Source organism: Paenibacillus gorillae, from assembly GCF_000513275.1.
Lineage (GTDB): Bacteria > Bacillota > Bacilli > Paenibacillales > Paenibacillaceae > Pristimantibacillus > Pristimantibacillus gorillae.
In genome coordinates, this window is record NZ_CBVJ010000033.1 from 1 (window position 1) to 19,490 (window position 19,490).

Sequence of the window (19,490 nt, forward strand, 5' to 3'; positions counted from 1 at the left end):
TCGCGTCACGCAGCATCCGCTCCACGCCATATTCCTTCATATAACCGTACCCGCCGAACAACTGAACCGCCTCCAGCGTTACGGCTATCGCCGTTTGGGCGGATATTTTACGCGCAATAGCAGCTTCTCGCGCACATGCCAGCTTCTCGCTCATGCGCCATGCGGCCTGGTAGACGAGAAGCCGCGCCGCCTCCACTTGCGTTAACATATCGGCAAGCTTAAAGGCGATGCCTTGCTGCCGGCTAATCGGCTTGCCAAACTGCTTGCGCGTTTTGGCGTAATCGACAGCGGCGCGTAGCGCCCCCTGAGCGATGCCCACCGCTTGGGCAGCCGCCCCGATATTGCCGATTTCGACGACGGAAGCAGCGATCGCGCGCCCTTGACCTAGGCGCCCCAGTTGGTCGGTGTCCTCGACTAACCGGCAATTCTCACATTGCAGCAAGCCTGTGCTGAAGCCCTTAAGACCGATCTTGGCACCACCGGGTACAGCATGAAAGCCTGGTGTCCCTTTTTCTATCACAAATGCAGTAAGCTTCCCCCGTTTTCCTCCCTGTCTATGAATGCGAGCAAATGTAATAATCAGATCGGCAGTCTCTGCATTTACAGCCATATTGGTAACGCCATTCAATCTATAACCGCCTTGAAGCGAATTATTAGGCTCTGCGATAAGTGAACCTTCGTCCGGCGGCGGTGCAGCGAATCCGCCAAGAAGACGGCCTTCCGCTAATGCAGCGAGCCTGCTGTTGAACTTCCCGTTACCGTTATGACAGGCATAATGTCGAATTGGCCACACTGCATAACCAGTGTGCGCCGCCAGCATGGCCGCCGATGATGGGCATGCCGCTGCGAGCTCCTCCAGTACAATCGCATAGTCGAGCACTGTGCCGCCAGCGCCGCCATACTGCTCCTCCAGCGGAATTGCTGCCAGACCCATAGCCGCCATCTTGCCCCAAACGCTCCGCCCCACACCCCCGCGCTCATCCCGCTCCCGCGCGAAGGGCGCAAGCTCCTTTTCCGCGAAGGCGCGAACCGCCGCCCGCAGCATTTCCGTTTCCTCGCTTAGCTGGAAGCGCAACCTCCCACCCCCTTCATCGCTGTAACCTCACTGGTGGACAAGGATCGACGGCTTTTGCGGATGATATAGGATATGAATTGGACAATCGTAAAAATAACCCGGTTTCGGCATAAAAAAATAGAGGGCATGCGCCCTCTATCCTTAAGCCAATATTATTTTCAAACCTTCAAGCTTCAGCTGATCCATGCGGACCACCCAATCTTTGAACGCTTCATACGTCTCCTCGGATAAACTGAACAGCTCCTGCAGCTTTCTAGCCAGCTGTTTCTCATCGTCATTGTAATCCCCATCGGCGAACACGAGCAGCAGTATTTCTGCGAAAAAGATACGCTTTACTTGCTCATCCTGCAAATCCCCGATAATTTCTTTAATGTCCCGATGATCCTGGCATTGATAATCTGCTTCCGAAATATTCATCTCGTTCATAAACAGCCGGATGTAGTCCTTTTCCTTCGTGTTTATGCAACCGTCAGCCTTCGCCACCCGATTCGCCAAATCCAGAAATGCTATTTTATGTTCCATATGATGAAGAAAGTGCAAAAACATTTGCGTTCACGCTCCTATGTCGAATTTAAATGTCTGTGTATGGATTCGACGCAGAGATTCGCATTTCCTACTCTCAGGAGCAGATTTATTCAACTATTGCACCTGTTTCTCTAAAAAACGATTAATTTCAGCGGTCTGCAAGTTGTTGCTGCCGTCCAGCAGCTTCAACAGGCTCTGTATCGAGGAGAGAAACACGCTGCCGCCGTTTCCTTTCTTGACCGCTGCCTCATAGGCCGCCCGAACTTTAGGATTAATGGCTGTCTCGCCTTTCGGACCAAAGCTGTCATAAACCGGTGTGTTGCTCGCGCCGTAAAATGTGCGGGACTTCAGAAGCTGGAAATGCTCCTTAATCACGGTCGCCCGGTTCGATTTCGGATATTGCTTCAGAAAAGTTTCCAAAGCCACCGTACGTGAGATCAGCTCATCCCAGCCGATCACAATCGCACCATCGAAAGCGACGGGGCTGTTGGAAGCGACAGCCATTAGATCGATGTATGACGCTATATCTTTGTTAATATGACTCTGGAACTGCTTAAAGCTTTGGTAATGCATAACCGGGTAATACATGCCTTCACTCGTCTCCAGTTTATATCCTTTGTCTCTGGCTTCTATAAGCAGAGCTTTCGTTTTCGCATCCGTCGTTGCCCCGATCAGCGCATCCAGCGAAATCCCTTTTTTACGATACGCTTTATCGATTTCTTTCTGAATATTTTGCGGGTAGAGCTTCTCGGAAAAAGCAGGCAAATGCGCCAGCTGTGCATTTTCCAGATGCAGCGTCATAATTGTCGCCTGTGTTTTGCTTACCCGGTTAATGTTATTAATCAGATAAGCGCGTGCTTTCGCTAATGTCGCAGGCTTGCTCACATATTTTTCGAATTGCTTGTAGATGGAAGCTGCAACGCTGGCATTGACAGTGCCGCTAGCCGTTGCGGAAGCTGCTGCTGCATGCAGCGGACTTTTTGCAATAACAGCTGTACCAGCCGTCAGCGAAAGCGCCAAACCTAATACGAGTGTCTTTTTCAATAGTTGATGTGGTTGATTGAATGCTTTCATTTTGGAAAGTCCTCCTTTATCACCCGCGTTTGCAGGCTTCGTACCCATACAGACGTAAGGGCCGCCCTAAAGGTTACGGTTTTTATCCAATTTTACAAATCCCTATCATTTCCTCCTATAAAAAAGAAGCCCTCTAAGCGAAGGCTTCTGCTAGACTCATTAGTTAATAATGAAGTGTAATTATGGAATGTATTGCTGTACGATACGTACCACTTTACCGTCTTTTACCGTTATGTGATAAGGGAAATCTTTCAGCTTGATCGATTCATCCTTACTGAAATGCTCGGCAAATGCCGCCAGCGAAATTTGCTCATCCCACTGGATGTCTGCATTTGCAGCATGGCCATCGCGATCATAGATTTGCATCAGCACGACAGCATCGTCTGCAATAGGCAGAGTTTTTACAGAAGGATCGTCGTTAACAATATAATAACCATCCGGCGGAGCATCCAAACCGGAATCTCCTTCTCTCTCTCTGAACTTCGCAGTCGCAGCATCGCCTTCATACCATTCTATTGAATCGAAATCTAGCGAATAGCCTTTATCGGAATGGACAAGCCGTTCCACATAACCAGTCTCCATGCTTGGTGTCTGAACGACGGGTGCATATTCACGGCTTCCAGCCATGACAAGACTGACAGAGGTTAAACAAACAATTGCAACGAGGGCAAACATCGTATATTTTTTCATCGGACCAGCCGCTCCTTCTAAGGGGTGTAGATTTATATTCGTCTTGTATATAGAATATAACGTTCATGGGCTGCAAGAAGTTACAAAAAAGCTACAGTCCATAAAAAAGATTTATCAAACACAAGTTATCCCTTAGATAGGCGACATGTATCTGCCGTAGCCAGGCTCAATCTCCGTTGCTTTCCCGTCTGCAATCGATAGAAACACGACGTTTTCCCCTTCAGCTCCCATCCACTTATATCCGATTAGAACGCCGTCCTTTGTGGCAGCCGCAAGCAGAAACGAGAATTGCTCCGGCTCGATAACGCCGCCGTCATCAACTCGCCATGTCGAATTCTCATCATAAGTGGCAGGAAAATCATGAAACACCCATTGCTCACCATCGCTGAAAGCGAGGCTAGCGAGCATGTTATCGCCTTCCCGGGCGAATACGACGAGATAAGCGTGTTGATCAGCACCGATCGCTTGCAATGGCGACACCGATTTCACTTTGCGGCCTTTAAGCTTCTCGATATCGGCTTTCAAGGCTGCAGGCTCCGTCTGCTGGTCCGCTTCACGAAGCGGGAGAAGCATATTTTCGTTCAGCAAGCTTTTATCTATAATAAAATAGCTCTCATTATCGGTCGCTTGACTTCCGATAACGTCATACAGCCACCCTCTTGATTGGTCGAAGTTTTGTGAGGTCTGTCTTCCGTTATCTGCTTCCGTCTCTTCTTGGCTGCCGGCATACGTTACAGTAACGACGCGGCCCTGATCCCCAATTGCAATCAAATTCCCTTTCGGCGGTTGCCCGCCGTCGCCACGTTCGGCAAGCAGCTTGCTGCCCGTGGAATTGGCAAATCCGAAAATCCCTTTCGAAAGAACCGAAAGATCCGCAAGTTTGTCGGGAGAATTTGGCGTTTCTGACGGCTCCAGTGATTGTTCCGGCGTTGAAGCAGGCGTCGGTGTTTCATTGCTCACGGCTGTTGACGATGATGGCGAAGCGCTGCTTGGTCCATTTGGACTTGTTGCCCCGCACCCCGATAGAACGAATACGGCAGCAAATAAAGTAATCCATAATTTTCTCAACCTAATCCCCCCGACGATTCAATCCTGCGTTAATTACCCACTCAGACGAGATAAGCTGGAAAAAGGGTGCAGCTCTGCACACTCCAAGTTTATACAACTTTCCCCCACTTCTGTCTAAACAATTCGTAAATAGAACCATATACAAGACCGTTAATGGCGCCCGAGAACGTAAACAGTGAATCCTCCAGCCTAAAGCTGCTCTCGAACGACGTGCCTACCGATAGATGAAAGATCATAACGGCTCCATAACCTGCAACCATATGCGCAACAATGCGAAAAAATGCGCTTAAAGAATCGCTTTTCCGAATCATGCTATGAATGAGCAGCGATAGCGGTACGCCGACTACAGTCGTCATCACAAAACAAAACATACAGACTATAAGTACAGCTCCAAAATTGAAACACAATAATGAAATCAACAGTGCGCTGGCAAAACTGCCCGCAAAGATCGAAATCGCAATGGCAGCAACCTTATCGTCGATACGCATTTTATTCCCTCCCATTTTGTAACCAAACGCTGCAACTGTGCAGCTTTCTGTTACATCTTATCAACGGGAACGTTCATGCGAACAGTTCTATCTTTCGTAGTCCCGCTAGTGATTAGTGTGCATACGGGCGAAAATCCATTTCTTCCTGTCAGCCGCTCTTCGATATCTGGTATCATTGTAGATATACGACATATTTCGAAGGAAGATTGATTGCATGAGCTTTATCGTTTCCAAACGAATTATTAAACTGCTATGCGGAAATGAAGCCTACAACGAAGGCGAGCATTACGCAGGCCAACATAAAGTTGCCATGATTATGAGCGACCCCGACTCCCATCGCTACAAAGCAGAGATTGCTGGCGGCGGCAGCCGTTACCGCGTCAACGCGGAGATTGACACGAACGGGGATGTGCATGCGACCTGCAACTGCCCGCCCTTTTATTCGCGATCTACCTATTGCAAGCATATCGCCGCCCTATTAATTCATGTTCATAACGAGGCGGAAAAGGGCTTCGTGCCCGTTCGCGCCTTCCCATCGCTGCTTCACCCCGAGCCTCAAGAAGACCGGTCCGGGGCTTTAACTCCGCGCTATACGGACGAGGAGCAAGCGGCGGACAGCATCATCCGTTTGTTCGAAAATAAGCGTCTACCGGCAAGCGGCGCCGGCCGCCTGTTCGATTCCCGCATCCCGCTTGAGGTGGAGTTTGCCGTTCACACGATACCCTACGGCAGCCGCAAGCATGTGCTTGGCATCGAGCTGAAAGCCGGACCGAAAAGGATGTATATCGTTCAGCATATTCAAGATTTTCTGGAGAAGCTGGAGAAACGGCAGCCGTATATGTTTACGAAAAGCTTCGTCTATGATCCCGAGCAATACTGCTTCCGGCCGGAACAGGATGCTGTGCTGCAGCTGTTCATTCAAATCACCAAGCAAGAGAAGCTGCTTCGCGGATCGGCCATGACGCCAGGCAAATCTTCGGTGTATCCTTCCCGCAAAGCGGGCTCGGGCAATGAGCGGATGCTCCTTATTCCGCCAATGTGGTGGAACGCCGTATTGCCTTTGCTTACAAGCTCCCCGGGAGTTTTGCTTGTTCACGACTATGGCATTGCAGAAGGTATCCGGATTAGCGATCAGGCTCTGCCTGTGAAGTTTCAGTTCGACCAGTCCGAGCGCCAATCCGATTCTAGCAGTTATCAATTGACGGCAGACGGCTTAGAACAGCTGACCGTGCTGGGCGATTACGGCGCTGTAATCGGTGCCGGTGGGGAATTGTTCCAGCTGCCGCCAGAGCAGCTTGCCAGATTGTCTGAGCTGCAGCTCATGCTGGAGGGCTCGTTCAAGGGACAAGTGCAGATTGCAGCCCCGCTTATCGAGCCTTTTATGGAAAAGGTCGTACCCGGGTTGATGAAGCTGGGCTCGGTGCATATCGCGGAGCCGGTCGCCGAGAAGATCGTACACACCCCGCTGAAAGCGAAGCTGTTCCTTGACCGCGTGAAGGACAGGCTGCTGGCAGCACTTGAATTTCACTACGGGGAGATTGTCATTAATCCGCTGGAAGCTGAAGCCGGCCGCTCCCGTTCCACTGACCGCATTCTGATGCGCGACGGCGAGCAGGAACGGCATATATTGGAGCTGATGGACAGCAGCGGCTTCCTCAAGACGGAGAGCGGCTACGTCACCGCCGAGGAAGAGACAGAGTATCATTTTCTGTATCATATCGTTCCGCAATTGGAGAAATTGCTGCGGGTATATGCAACGACAGCCGTTAAGATCAGACTGCATACGGGTACCATACCTCCGAAAATATCGGTTCGCTCCGATGAGCGGATGCACTGGCTGCAGTTCACCTTCTCGATAGACGGCATTCCCGAGTCGGAAATTCGCGAGGTTATTCAATCCGTGGAGGAGAAACGCCGCTACTACCGGCTGCCGAGCGGGGCTTTAATGCCGCTTGAGCATGAGCAGCTGCTTGCAATGATTCGCGTATTGAACGAAGTGGGCATCCGGTCAGGTGATCTGGACGGCAACGGTGTCCGCCTGCCGATCGTCCGCGGCCTTCCGCTTATCGATGCCGACACATCGTCCAGAGGCGTCGTCAAGCTCGATAAAAGCCTGCGAGAGCTGCTAGAAAACTTGCGCAATCCGGATCAATTCGAATTCGAGCTCCCGGACGGTCTTCATGCAACACTGAGAGAGTATCAGAAGTTTGGCTTCCAATGGATGAAGACGCTGGCGAATTACCGGTTCGGGGGGATATTGGCTGATGACATGGGACTGGGGAAAACGGTGCAAAGCATCACCTATCTGCTCTCGGTCATTCCGCAAATCCGGGAGGAGAAGAAACCGGCGCTGATCGTCTGCCCTGCCTCTCTCGTCTACAATTGGCGCAACGAGCTGAAACGATTCGCTCCAGAAATTAACGTCATCGTCGCAGACGGGACCAAGGCGGAACGCCATGCATTTATAAACAACGCTCCAAGCGGAGCCGCAGATATTCTCATTACCTCGTATCCGCTGCTTCGGATGGATATTGAACGGTATGCGAGGCAAAATTTCCATACGCTGATTGTCGATGAAGCCCAGTTTTTCAAAAACCATTTGACGCAAACGGCGCAGGCCGTCAAGCTGCTGAATGCCGATTACCGCTTCGCTCTCTCCGGCACGCCGGTAGAGAATCGGCTGGAGGAGCTATGGTCGATCTTCGAGGCTGTATTCCCGGCTCTGCTGCCGGACCGCAAGACTTTTAACGAAATGCGTCCAGAGCTGATCGCGAAGCGCATACGGCCGTTCCTGCTGCGCAGGCGGAAAGAGGATGTGCTGAAGGAGCTGCCGGAAAAAATCGAAACGCAGCAAATTTCCGAGCTGCTGCCGGATCAGAAGCGGCTGTATGCCGCCTATCTGGCTAAGCTCCGGCAAGATACGCTTAAGCATTTGAATAATAAAACGTTTGAGCGCAACAAAATCAAAATTTTGGCCGGCTTGACCCGGCTTCGCCAGCTATGTCTCCACCCTGCCCTGTTCGTGGAGGATTATGCCGGCGGCTCTGCCAAGCTGGAGCAGCTGCTTGACTTAATAGAAGAATGCCGGGCATCCGGGCGGCGTATGCTCATTTTCTCCCAGTTTACCGAAATGTTGAAATTGATTGGCCGCGAGCTGACTTCAACGAGCAGCCCGTTCTTTTATCTCGACGGGCAGACTCCAGTGTCAGACCGGGTAGATCTATGCAATCGATTCAACGATGGCGAACGGGATTTGTTTCTCATCTCGCTCAAAGCTGGCGGAACCGGCCTGAATCTGACTGGGGCTGACACCGTCGTTCTGTATGACCTATGGTGGAATCCGGCTGTCGAACAACAAGCTGCTGACCGTGCCCATCGCATGGGGCAGAAAAACGTCGTCCAAGTCGTCCGCCTGATCTCGCAAGGAACCGTCGAGCAGAAAATGTACGAGCTTCAGCAAAAGAAGCTTAACCTGCTGGATAATCTTGTACAGCCTGGTGAAGAAGCGCTGTCCGCCTTAACGGAGCAGGATATTCGCGAGCTTCTGCAGCTATGAATAGAGCTAGGAACAGCGCTGCCATCCGGCAGCGCTGTTTGTCCTTTTACCGCCCAACGCAAAAAAAAAATCAGCCAGAAGAATGGCTGATGCTAATGTCCGCCAAGCCGCTCCCGGCGCTGCTTAACGGAATGATTCCCTTACGGTTGTGAAAATACGATTTCCACTTCATCACGATTCTGATACAACTGCCAGTACTTCTCGGCGATGACATCCGGATCATAGAACGTTTCCTTCGCTACGTAGCCGCCGATCGTAACGGTGCCGACGTACACGCCATGCGGCTTAAGTTCCTCAGCGAGCGAATAAGCGAATGACCGGACGCCCGCTTTGCCAATCGACAAAGCAGAGTACGCAGCATTTGGATAGATACCGAAACCGCCGCCTGTAATCAGGATGGTGCCTTCCTTGCGGTCGACGAATCCAGGAACAACCTGCCGAACGCTGCTCAATGCGCCTACTACATTGACTTTAAATTCGTCGATCAATCGTTCTTCCTCCAGTTGGGAAGGCAGTCCGGACGAGATTACGGCAGCGTTATAGACAAGAACATCCGGCTCTCCATGCTGCTCCCTAATGGTCTGGAACGCTTCGGCGATGGATGCCGGATTTCCGGCGTCTCCTGTTATGCCAAATGCTTCGACGCCAAGCTCTTTGAGCGCATTGGCTTGCTCCTCTAGCGACGACTCTCTGCGTGCAACAAGCCCAATACGAAATCCGTTATCCCCGAATTTGCGTGCCACTGCTGCGCTGACTCCAGAGCCTGCACCAACGATTACGACTAGCGGTTTACTCATATCTCTACACTCCCTTGCGTCATTTTCTATAACTTACCATTCCCATCGGAATTAATCTAATAGAAAATTTGAGAGCTCGATTATATTTTTCAATGCAGGTCCGACTAAGCAGCCATCCTAACGCCGAAGCCGGCAATTGGGCCAGTATGCTGCATGATAGCTTTCTCCCGCACAGCCTGCTGCAGCTGCAGCGCTTTATTCTGCACGAGGCCAACCGCAATCGCTGCATGCGAAGCGTCATGCTGAACGAGCGCGATCAGCGAATTCGTATCATTTAACCGGTATGCAGCGGCAAGCGAACGAATGTAGAGCTTCATTCCCTCTTCCTTCGGCTCTGGCAATCCTTCGCTGAGAAGCTCCTTCCGAATAACAGCTAATGATCTCCGGGCCCGGTGCAGCGCTGCCTTCACAGCCCCTTCACTAGTCTGCAGAAGAGCTGCCGTTGCATCTATCGAGTAACCCATCGTTTCCCGAAGCACGAACACAAGCAGCTGCAGCGGCGACAGATGTTTCTGAAGCACATGCAGCAACGCTTCAATTTCGGCAAAATCATCCTCTGCCTTCGTATCTGCGGCATGGCTATCCGTTTCCAGACGGGCACTTCTGGCTTTTCTCCGAACCCGGTCCACCCATGTCGTGCGTGCAATGCGCAGCAGATAGGCTTCCGCATTCGCATGCCCCTCACCATTAAGCTTGCTAATCGCTTTTAGCCAAGTTTCCTGCGCCAAGTCCTCAGCTTCATGACGGGAAGCGGTGATCGCCATGCAATATCGCCCCAGCGCCGCATCCAGCAGCTTTGTCGTCTCCTCGCCCAGCCGGGCAGCGGGATGTTCAACTCCCTCTTGATTCCATCCGTTCATTCCAGCACCCCCTTATTCAGTAAACGAATTACCCGCTTCAAAAGATACGCCTGTGTTAAAAAAATAAACCGGATTTTTTTCGTGAAAAATCGTATCCTGTCAGGTCGTTAATTCGTCTTCCTAGCGAAAACCAATTATGAAACATGGAGGAATGTCAAATGAGTTCATATGTCCCTTATGTAGTGGAGCAGACGAAAAACGGCGAGCGCTCCTACGATATTTATTCCCGTCTGCTGAAGGATCGGATCGTTTTCCTGGGGTCCGCTATCGATGACCAGACGGCAAACAGCATCATTGCCCAAATGCTGTTTCTAGCGGCGGAAGATCCAGAGAAAGAAATCTCGCTGTTCATAAACTGTCCGGGAGGCTCAACAACAGCAGGCTTCGCGATCTACGATACGATGCAATTTATTAAACCGCCTGTTCATACGATTTGTATCGGCATGGCCGCTTCCTTTGCCGCTATTTTACTGCTGGCAGGTGAAAAAGGCAACCGGTTCGCGCTGCCAAGCAGCGAGATCATGATCCACCAGCCGCATGGCGGCGTACAAGGGCAAGCATCCGATATCGCCATCAGTGCCAAGCGGATCTTGGATACCCGCGCCAGATTGAACCGGATCGCCTCCGACCGGACCGGCCAGCCGCTGGAGCGGATTGACCGCGACATGGATCGCGATTACTTCATGTCAGCTCAGGAGGCCGTTGATTACGGCATGATTGATAAGATCATCACATCGCTGTAATACAGTCTGATACCCCCCATAGTACGGCCAATCCAAATTAATGATCACTCCAACCACCTGCACCGGTTGGCTGATGGACCTGATTACACAAAGGGGCTGTCTCGGCCTGGCGCGAAAACGCCAGTCGTGACAGCCTCTTTGTACAGTTCGTGCTTGCAGGAAAATGTGCCTTACACCCGCGGGCGCAAAAGCTCTCTTTTCTCGCCGAACACTTTCATTTCCAGATCCTCGATCCGGCGTTTAATCATAAATTGATCGTATGATTCCTTGTTCTTCAACAGTTCAACATGAATAGCGGCGAGATCCGCTTCATATTTGAGAATCAAATCCTGCATCCGGCTATAATCCTTTATGATTTCATCAAGAAAATCATCCACCTCATCCGGATTGTAGCCGCGGAATTTTTTCTCGAATTGCTTCGCATGAACAGCGTTTGCAGTTAATGTAATGCCATAGTTGCCGAGCTCGCTCATAATACGTAATACCCCTTTCAAGCGCTTTTCAAATCAATCAATAAAAACTTTATAGTATTAACTATACGATGTTTGAGGGTGTTTTGCCAAATCTTTGACCTTTCAACTTGAAAAAACGCAGCAAAACCGTGCAGTATTGCGGTTTGCGGCAGCTCTTACCTGCTGACTAGACCCCCATAGAATGCGGCCCAGAGCGCTTTTGCTTTCGTTTCAACCATTCAGGCAAGGCAATGCCGACGAGCACCAGCACAACGCCGGCCCATTGGAGTCCGCTAACATGCTCATGCAGGACGAATGTCGACAGCAGTACGGCCACTGGAAGTTCGGCTGCACCCAGAATGCTGGCCATTCCCTCTCCGATATGGGGAATGCCGACCGCGTATAATAATGGCGGTATAAACGCTCCAAAAAATCCGAGCAGCGCTCCAAATAGCAGCAGCCCCTCGAATAAATGCCCGTTGAACAGAAAATGCGGAGGAAATAAGATGAACGCCAAGGCAACCGAGCCGGTGCTCATCCATGCGCTGCGATATGCCGGATGTGCGTCCGGAACTGCTTTGCCGCTGAATAATATCATGAGCGAATAGCTGATGGCGGCCAATAGCCCCAGTCCCATGCCCGTCAGATTGAATGATGCCCCTCCGGGAGCCGCTAATCCTGCTGCCAGCGCTGTTCCGATTAACAGGACGACAAGTGAAATCAAAATCGCCCTGTTTGGCCTTTTACGCTGAATAATAGCTTGCAGGACGACACCAATCCAAGTGAACTGGAATAGCATAATGATAGCAAGCGATGCCGGAATATACTTGAGCGAGTGATAATACAGCAAACCGGTCACCCCAGAAGGCACACCTGCCAGCACCAGAAGCAGCTTATGCTTCCATTCCAGCTTCCGCCACTTTGCGGACGGATCAGACAGACTTTCAGCCTTGGCACCTCGCTTTTGCTTGAATTTGATAAATGCTGCCAATAGCCATGCCAGCAGAAAACCGAATGACAGCTGGCTGCCAACCACCTCTCCCAGCGTAAATCCGTGGTCGTAGGCGTGTACGACGATGGTCGATAGAATACCATAGCTCATGGCGCCAGCTAGGACGGATATCAAATATTTCATGGGGTTAAATGTCCTCCTGTCTAAGCGTTCATGCCTCTATAGAACGCAAAAAAACCTAACTGCGGCGGGAAAAACCGCTTGGCGGTTCTCTCCGATCATTCGCAGTTAGGAAGTTAAGGCTCCCTGTAGGACCCCCGCCCTTCTTGCTTCAATATGCGGGGTTATACGAGACATGAACTGTTCACAAATTAATCTTTTTCATATCGTCATATGCTACATGACAGGTGAGTTATTGTCAATCGGCTAATAATCGCCGCATACTGAGAAGCAGAAATAAAAAACTTGCAGTTCGTGAAAAAAGGGTATAGAATGCTCATTAATCAAGCGTTATTCGAATAGCATTGACAGGCAATGACGGAGAGAGTAAGCAAGGTTACATTCCTGACAGGGACGGTGCGCCACCGATTGAGAGCCGCCGAGCGAATGTCCTGGCCGAAGTTCACTCCCGAGCCGGAACTTGAAGGCAAGTCCTTTTGCGGCTTGCAGTAGAGCTCCCCGTACTCTCTGCGTTAAAGAGATCAAAGTGAGATCGCGCGCCGCCTTAGAGCTCAAGGCCAGCCGATCTAATTAGGGTGGTACCACGGCTTCTCGTCCCTTGCGGAGAGGAGCCTTTTTTGCGTTCATTTTCATAACAAAACAATAAGGAGATGTTCAAATATGAGCTATAACCATCTACTCGTCAGCCGAGGAAAACAAACTGAAAATACATCGATTCACCTCGGGTCTACAATCATTGGGGGCGGACAACCGGCGATGATCGCCGGCCCTTGCTCCGTGGAAAGCTATGAGCAGCTTCGCTCTGTCGCAGCACTGTTGAAAAAAACAGGCGTTAACGTCCTTCGCGGAGGTGCCTTCAAGCCGAGAACTTCTCCTTACGATTTCCAAGGGCTTGGTCTTGACGGACTGAAGCTGCTGAAAGAGGTCGCCGATGAGTTTAACTTAATTACCATTAGCGAAATCGTCGATCCTAGACATTTGGAGCTGGCTGGCGATTATATCGACGTTATCCAGGTCGGTGCTAGAAACATGCATAACTTCGAGCTGTTGAAAGAAGCCGGACGATTGTCCACGCCGATTCTGCTCAAGCGCGGTTTGTCGGCTACGCTGGATGAATTTCTGCATGCTGCGGAATATATTTTGTACGGCGGGAATAAAAACCGTCATGCTTATCGAAAGAGGTATCCGCACCTACGAACGGGCGACGCGCAATACACTCGATATTTCGGCGGTTCCATTGCTCAAGCTGGAGACGCATCTGCCGGTATTGGTCGATGTGACGCATTCCACCGGCCGCAAAGAAATTATGGCGCCTTGCGCCAAAGCTGCCCTTGCAGCAGGCGCTGACGGCGTTATGGTAGAGGTACATCCAAACCCGGCTGCTGCCCTCTCCGATTCCGCCCAACAGCTGGACTTTGAGCAGTTCGAAGCTTTCTACAGTGAAGTCAAACGGTCTGGGCTGCTCTCCCCGGCTGCTTCAGCCGGAATTACAGTTTCTTGAAGTCGCTTTTCATAATTTTGAGCACGAGATTCGGCCATTCCGGGTTCGCAGGACAATATTTGCGGGCGATCTTCTCCACAGTTGTATAGCCTTTGTTGACGTAGTTTTTAGAGAGCAGCTGTCCGAACTTCAGTACGCTGTCACCCTTCGTCTCAAAAGTGAATGCGCGGTTATGGGGATTGCTGCCGGTAGCGTTTAAGCCGAACAGATTGATTTTTGATTTTTAGCCAGCTTGCTTTGCCGTTGCCGCTCTCAAGCTTCATGACGGCAATGGTAAAATAAGCGTTAATGCCGTATTCCTCTTCGATTTTTAATATCGCTTGCTCCAAGTTCTGTCCGGCGAGTGCCGTATTATCGAGAATTTCGGCGATATGTGATTCGGTCAGTCCCGAATCAGCACCAACAATCGAGGATGGCTTGAGAGGTTCTGTTTCTTTCTCCTCCGGAAGCGGCTGCGGAATTGTTATACGCAGCGTATCCTCATTGCGCAGGTAGGCTTGTTCAATGACTTGCTGCAGCCGTTCCGGGGTTTCTGCTGCTGAGGCGGACTGATGAAGCTCCTTGACGTAGCGGCCATGCACAAAGCCTCCGTCTTTAAGAGCCACCCAGCCATTATCAAGCGAACGATCGATGACAAGCTTCGTCCCCTGCTTAACGACCTGGACGATTTCTGAATTGGCATTGGACTCAGAGCGGATGTTCAAATAATGTGCCGTTACCTCGTAGACAGGATCAGCGGGTTGCGGTTCGATGGCGGGCTTATTGCCTGCAGCCTCATCGGCAGGTATGCTGCTTGAAGTCTCGCTCGTTACATCTATTGGCAAGTCGCTAGCTGCTTGCGGTTCCGTAGACGCTGATGAAGCAGATTCATCGGAACTGCTCGCTATATGTACGGATGGTCTTTTCTCCGGCTGGGGAGCTGAGAATGAGAAGTTGTCAGCCGGTGCCTCCAACTGGGGCAGGGACAGCCATTCTTGATCTAGAGAAGCTGTTAAGGAAACACCTTGGGACTTATCAACAGCGGCTGACTTGCTATATGGATCGGGAAATTGCATACCTAAAGTCGTGAGTAAGGCTGCACAAAGCACATAAACGAACCATTGCAGATTCCGTTTTTTACGCATATTCGTACCTCTCCCTTCATCACCTTGCGATATAGGATAGATTGTACACACGAGATATTGCGAAGCATGTCAAACGTTCTGATGGCGCCGTTGGTATATTTGTCGATAAACAAGCTGTATTATGGCCGATATTGACACATGCACGCAGCTCAAAATATTCGTCTTGCCGGAACCTAGCAAATACTGATAGATTAGCCGCAGAAAGCTCTTTCCCGGCCTGCGGTTGTCCGTCCCGCTCTATCAAATGGAAATCTTTCAACAAAAAGCGCGAATGACGAACATTAAAATTATTAGAAAATTCGGAGACGAACCGTCCCGTGCCCGGCTTATACAGCATAAATAGCAAAGGAGCAGAGGAAATTCCTCTGCTCCTTTATTTGTAATGGTTTAGTTAGCTGTGAAAGAAACGCTGTTTGCTGCAGCCCAGCTGCCGGCTGGCGTTACTTCATAAGAGACACCTGCAGCCAGCTTGCCGCCGTTCTGTAGTTCAAATACGCCAACAGCGCCTTTACGCGTCTGTACTTTGTACTGAGCGGTTAACGTTGTCCCGTCCGAGCCTTTCAATTGAATGGAACGATAAGCAAATAGCTCATCCATCGGATCGGCCTTGAGCGTAACGTTCAAAGTAGCGGAATCAGTCTGTGTGACGGACTCAATGGCAAGCGGCTCGATTGTTCCCGCTACAAAACTGCCGCTATCCAGCGTGAACCAATCCGACGATACGGTGTATTTCACCCCAGGCTGAAGTGTCATCCCTGCAGGCAGCCGGAATTTCGGCTCTTGCTTGCCATCCGTCGATTGTGTAAAGCCGACATAATTAACTGTAATCGGCTCCCCGCCCTCCGGCGTCAATACAGCTTGCCGTGAAGCCAGTGAAGAAATGATCTGCATCGCTTTGCCATCCAGCGTATTGTTCTCGCCCATCACCACCGCGTTCGCGCCGCGGCCGCCGGCATAAGCCGAGATCAGGTAGCCGTAATCGATAACGCCGTCCGCCCGGAAAGAATCGACCTCGAACGTATCCATCGCTACTTGACGGGTAGCGTTCAGCTTAATTTTTTGCTGGCTGGAATCGACCTTGAACGTTTGCTTGCCTTTGTAGTTCAACGTGTACACCGTATCGGCTTTCATCGTATGAACCGGTACGATGTAAGTCGCGATAGAGCCCGTCTTCAACCGGGGCTGATTATTAAGCTTCAATCCGTTATCGAAGGCAAAATTTGCAGTCGCAACAGCCGTTTCCTCATCCGTAAGCGTAAGCGGTGCATCGAATGTAACTTCGAACGTGATCGCATTCAGCGCCTTAATGGATTGAATTTGAGCCGTTTCTTTACGGATCGCTTGTTCGGACAGCACTAACAGCTGTGCGGTCTCTCCACGTGTCAGCTTTGTCTGGCTGATACCGATGCCGTCCATCCAGTAACGAACCGAATTGACGTCGCGCTGCAGCGCTTTTGCAATCATCGCGGCAGCCTCTCCGCGGTCAGCCAACTGGTTGGGCTGAAAGCTTTCTTCATCTGTTATCAGGCCGTTCGCAACGGCTTTCTCTACATATTTGGTATACCACTTGCCTGATTCCGAAGCTTCAGGCGCCGATCCGAGCGTCAAGACGATCATTTTCACAAGCTCGGCATTCGTAACATCCTTCTCCGCTCTCAGCTTGCCGTCTTCATAGCCTTGAAGCACGCCCTTTTTCACCAGATGCTGTACGGCTTGGTCAACCTGCTGGTTAAACGCAGCGGCAATGGACTGCGGTGCTGTCCCTGCTGCTGAAGCTGTTGTCATATGAAAGGGGAGCAGCGCTCCTCCGCCAATAATTGCTGTTAAAGCTGCGATTGCCGTTTTCCGCTGAATGATGTTCATCTTTATCTCTTCCTCTCGCTCAAAGTGTTGTTCGGTACATGCATTAATGATAGAACAGCACTCTAAAACGGAGCATAAAGATGTATAAACTTTTTATAAACAAGGTCATAACTTTGTTCAAACAAGAAGCGGAATCAGACGGTAAAGCGGTATCCGGCTCCCCATACGGTCTCGATAAATTGCGGATTTGAAGGATCAGCTTCGATCTTCTCACGAATGCGGGAGACGTGAACGGTTACCGTCGCAATGTCGCCGGTCGATTCCAGTCCCCAAATCTTTTCGAACAAACCCTCTTTGCTGAACACACGGTTCGGATTTGCCGCCATAAAAGCCAGCACCTCGAATTCTTTTGCGGTTAAAGCGATTTCCTTCCCGTGCAGGAAGACCCGGCGTGCCGATTTATCGATCCACAGCTCCCGGATCTCGATCCGATCAGGCTCCTTCTTGCTGTCGGTAAACCGTTCATAGCGCGACAAATGGGCTTTTGCCCTCGCCACTAGCTCGTTTGGACTAAACGGCTTCGTCACAAAATCATCGGCGCCGAGGCCAAAGCCGCGAATTTTATCCACTTCTTCTTTTTTGGCCGACACAATCAATATGGGAACATCAAGCTTCTCCCTAATCTGCCTGCATATTTCGAATCCGTCCGTTCCCGGCAGTTGAAGATCCAGAATGATCAGCTGAAAGCTTCCGCTTAATGCCAACGCCAAGCCTTCACGACCGTCATGGGACATCTCCACGGCAAAATCATGCAATTGAAAATAATCGCGCTGGAGCTCAGCGATATAAGGGTCATCCTCTATAATTAAAATCCGTTTCATAGCTGCATCACCGACGATCCTCAAATATTTTTAACGTAAAATAAATGCTTGTTCCTTGCTGCGGCAAGCTTTCCGCCCCAATTTCCCCGCCATGCCCTTCAATAATTTGCTTGGCAATGGCAAGTCCAAGCCCGCTTCCCCCTGCTGCTTTGCTTCGAGAAGGCTCTTCCCGGTAAAACCGTTCGAAAATATGCGGCAGCGCATCAGGCTGGATGCCAGGACCGTTGTCTTTGATCTGCACAATGGCAAAGCCGTCCTTCGCATCCAGTCCGATCGTAATCCGTTTAGGATGGCTGACCATATATTTCAGACAGTTACTGAGCAAATTAACGACGACACGCTTTAGCTTCTCCCGATCCGCCAGCACGAATAGCTCCTCTGCCCCTTCTGCCAGCCAGCTGACCTCGACTTGCTCGTTATCCAAATCAATCGCAAGCTCCTCGATGAGGTTCTTCAGAAAAGGAAGCAGCATCAGCTGCTCGAACGAAAACGGCTCCTTGTTCAAATCCAGCTTGGAGTAAAGCAGCAGTTCATCAACGAGCTGTTCCATATCAGACGCCCGGGTATGGATGGCTTCTACATATTTGTCCAGCTTGTTCGGCGTATTCGCCACCCCGTCGCGAATGCCCTCCGCATACCCTTTAATGGTTGTAATCGGCGTCCGGAGATCATGCGAAATGTTCGAGAGCAGCTGCTTCCGGTTCTCCTCATAATGGAGCTGTAATTGGACAGAATCGTATAGCTGCCTGCGCATTTGATCAAAGGTGAGCACGAGCTGCCCCACCTCATCGCGCGAGCTTGAATGCAGCCGAAACGTTAAATCTCCGTCGGTAATATGCTCGGCAGACTGCCGTAGCGCATCTAGCGGCTTGATGATTTTACGGGTCACGTAGCGATACAACAGCCAGCCAGTCAGCAGCAAAATGGCTGTTAGCATCCCGATCAGTATCGGCAGAAGCGTGCGGATCATCTCTGCGAACGGGCTGCGCTCCCGGATAACGAAGATGCTGCCCTTCTCGCCGGTTTCGGATGAGAAATGAAAAATCAAATTTCGCGTAAGTAAAAAAAACGGTTGCCGACATTCATCGTATTGCGGATCGAACGATTGCTCAAATCATATGCAGGCAGTGCTGCCTCCATATCGACATTATGGAGCGTCGGCGTTTGATAGAGAATGCCCTCTTCATCACGAACGACAAGACCAGCCTGCACCATTTTCAGCTGCTGGTCGTAATCTTCAAGCAGCAACTGCTCCTTCAGACGCTTGGGGTCATGCTTGGCCAAATATTTGAGGTCAATGAACAGATTATCTTCTTCATCAGAAAGCGGATGAACGGAATAGTGTACTTTATAAAATCGGCTGATACTGCGGAAATCACCGGTTACCGCAACCGACAACGAATATGCAGCCAGCGCGAACACGATAACGGACACGACGACTACCGACATGAACGACAGCAGCAGCCGAAAGCGAATGGACAATGCCGATGCCTCCTTCAAAAGTCTATTGTTCCCTATTGTACTATCCCGCTTCTTAGAAATCTATTAGTAAAGAATAACGAATCAAAATGCAAATCTGCATGTTGTCAGCTGCTTTTTTGTTGATTTATCGCTTCAAAATGCAATAGTGCAGTTTGATTGGCCCAAAATAGCCCCATAGCGCTAAATGGAGTGATTTCAAATGCACTTTTGCATTTTGAACAGTGTTTTGGAGCATTTAT

General features: G+C 50.5%; 15 protein-coding genes and 2 pseudogenes. 3 read left to right on the forward strand and 14 right to left on the reverse strand.

Annotated features, from left to right (window positions below; all coding sequences use genetic code 11):
• The 6 genes from TY10_RS06195 to TY10_RS06220 form a co-directional block, all read right to left on the reverse strand.
• On the reverse strand, positions 1–1,075 hold a 1,075-nt coding region (locus TY10_RS06195; RefSeq protein WP_042161684.1), incomplete at its 3' end, for an acyl-CoA dehydrogenase family protein.
• A 141-nt stretch (positions 1,076–1,216) separates the two neighbouring features.
• Positions 1,217–1,621, reverse strand: coding sequence for a tellurite resistance TerB family protein (locus tag TY10_RS06200; RefSeq protein ID WP_042161686.1), 405 nt, complete (start codon positions 1,619–1,621; stop codon positions 1,217–1,219).
• Positions 1,622–1,714: 93 nt separating this feature from the next.
• The gene (locus TY10_RS06205) at positions 1,715–2,674 is read right to left on the reverse strand and encodes a hypothetical protein (RefSeq protein ID WP_042161688.1); all 960 of its coding nucleotides are present in this window, start codon (positions 2,672–2,674) and stop codon (positions 1,715–1,717) included.
• Positions 2,675–2,854: 180 nt separating this feature from the next.
• Positions 2,855–3,364: a hypothetical protein gene (locus TY10_RS06210; protein WP_042161690.1), complete on the reverse strand. Its 510-nt coding sequence runs from the start codon at positions 3,362–3,364 to the stop codon at positions 2,855–2,857.
• A 132-nt stretch (positions 3,365–3,496) separates the two neighbouring features.
• A complete protein-coding gene (locus TY10_RS06215) occupies positions 3,497–4,432 on the reverse strand; it encodes a hypothetical protein (RefSeq protein ID WP_042161692.1) in 936 nt (311 codons plus the stop codon).
• Between the two features lie 89 nt (positions 4,433–4,521).
• Positions 4,522–4,920, reverse strand: coding sequence for a hypothetical protein (locus TY10_RS06220; protein WP_042161694.1), 399 nt, complete (start codon positions 4,918–4,920; stop codon positions 4,522–4,524).
• 214 nt (positions 4,921–5,134) lie between these two features.
• Between TY10_RS06220 and TY10_RS06225 the strand changes: the two genes are divergently transcribed.
• The gene (locus TY10_RS06225; RefSeq protein WP_042161696.1) at positions 5,135–8,476 is read left to right on the forward strand and encodes a DEAD/DEAH box helicase; all 3,342 of its coding nucleotides are present in this window, start codon (positions 5,135–5,137) and stop codon (positions 8,474–8,476) included.
• 140 nt (positions 8,477–8,616) lie between these two features.
• Here the strand turns inward: TY10_RS06225 and TY10_RS06230 are convergent, their stop codons facing one another.
• Positions 8,617–9,273 (reverse strand): SDR family NAD(P)-dependent oxidoreductase, encoded by a 657-nt coding sequence (locus TY10_RS06230; RefSeq protein ID WP_042161698.1) that lies wholly within the window; start codon positions 9,271–9,273, stop codon positions 8,617–8,619.
• A 104-nt stretch (positions 9,274–9,377) separates the two neighbouring features.
• Positions 9,378–10,133, reverse strand: a complete 756-nt coding sequence (locus TY10_RS06235; protein WP_052350398.1) for an RNA polymerase sigma factor — start codon at positions 10,131–10,133, stop codon at positions 9,378–9,380.
• 158 nt (positions 10,134–10,291) lie between these two features.
• Between TY10_RS06235 and clpP the strand changes: the two genes are divergently transcribed.
• Positions 10,292–10,876 (forward strand): ATP-dependent Clp endopeptidase proteolytic subunit ClpP, encoded by a 585-nt coding sequence (clpP, locus tag TY10_RS06240; RefSeq protein ID WP_042161700.1) that lies wholly within the window; start codon positions 10,292–10,294, stop codon positions 10,874–10,876.
• Between the two features lie 170 nt (positions 10,877–11,046).
• Here the strand turns inward: clpP and TY10_RS06245 are convergent, their stop codons facing one another.
• Both TY10_RS06245 and TY10_RS06250 read right to left on the reverse strand, forming a co-directional pair.
• On the reverse strand, positions 11,047–11,349 hold the full coding sequence (locus TY10_RS06245; RefSeq protein ID WP_042161702.1) for a DivIVA domain-containing protein: 303 nt from the start codon (positions 11,347–11,349) through the stop codon (positions 11,047–11,049).
• Between the two features lie 166 nt (positions 11,350–11,515).
• Positions 11,516–12,463 carry an EamA family transporter gene (locus TY10_RS06250; protein WP_042161705.1) on the reverse strand — a complete coding sequence of 316 codons (948 nt, stop codon included), beginning with the start codon at positions 12,461–12,463 and terminating at the stop codon, positions 11,516–11,518.
• A 669-nt stretch (positions 12,464–13,132) separates the two neighbouring features.
• Here TY10_RS06250 and TY10_RS06255 point away from each other — a divergent pair.
• Positions 13,133–13,961, forward strand: a pseudogene (locus TY10_RS06255) (bifunctional 3-deoxy-7-phosphoheptulonate synthase/chorismate mutase); the annotation flags it as partial.
• A 170-nt stretch (positions 13,962–14,131) separates the two neighbouring features.
• Here the strand turns inward: TY10_RS06255 and TY10_RS06260 are convergent.
• From TY10_RS06260 to TY10_RS06280, 4 genes and pseudogenes are all read right to left on the reverse strand, one after another.
• Complete coding sequence (locus TY10_RS06260; RefSeq protein WP_042161707.1) at positions 14,132–15,085, reverse strand: SH3 domain-containing protein; 954 nt, start codon at positions 15,083–15,085, stop codon at positions 14,132–14,134.
• 387 nt (positions 15,086–15,472) lie between these two features.
• On the reverse strand, positions 15,473–16,948 hold the full coding sequence (locus TY10_RS06270) for an S-layer homology domain-containing protein (RefSeq protein WP_042161711.1): 1,476 nt from the start codon (positions 16,946–16,948) through the stop codon (positions 15,473–15,475).
• 134 nt (positions 16,949–17,082) lie between these two features.
• A complete protein-coding gene (locus TY10_RS06275) occupies positions 17,083–17,769 on the reverse strand; it encodes a response regulator transcription factor (protein ID WP_042161712.1) in 687 nt (228 codons plus the stop codon).
• A 7-nt stretch (positions 17,770–17,776) separates the two neighbouring features.
• Positions 17,777–19,251 (reverse strand): annotated as a pseudogene (locus TY10_RS06280) (sensor histidine kinase).
• Positions 19,252–19,490: the final 239 nt, after the last annotated feature.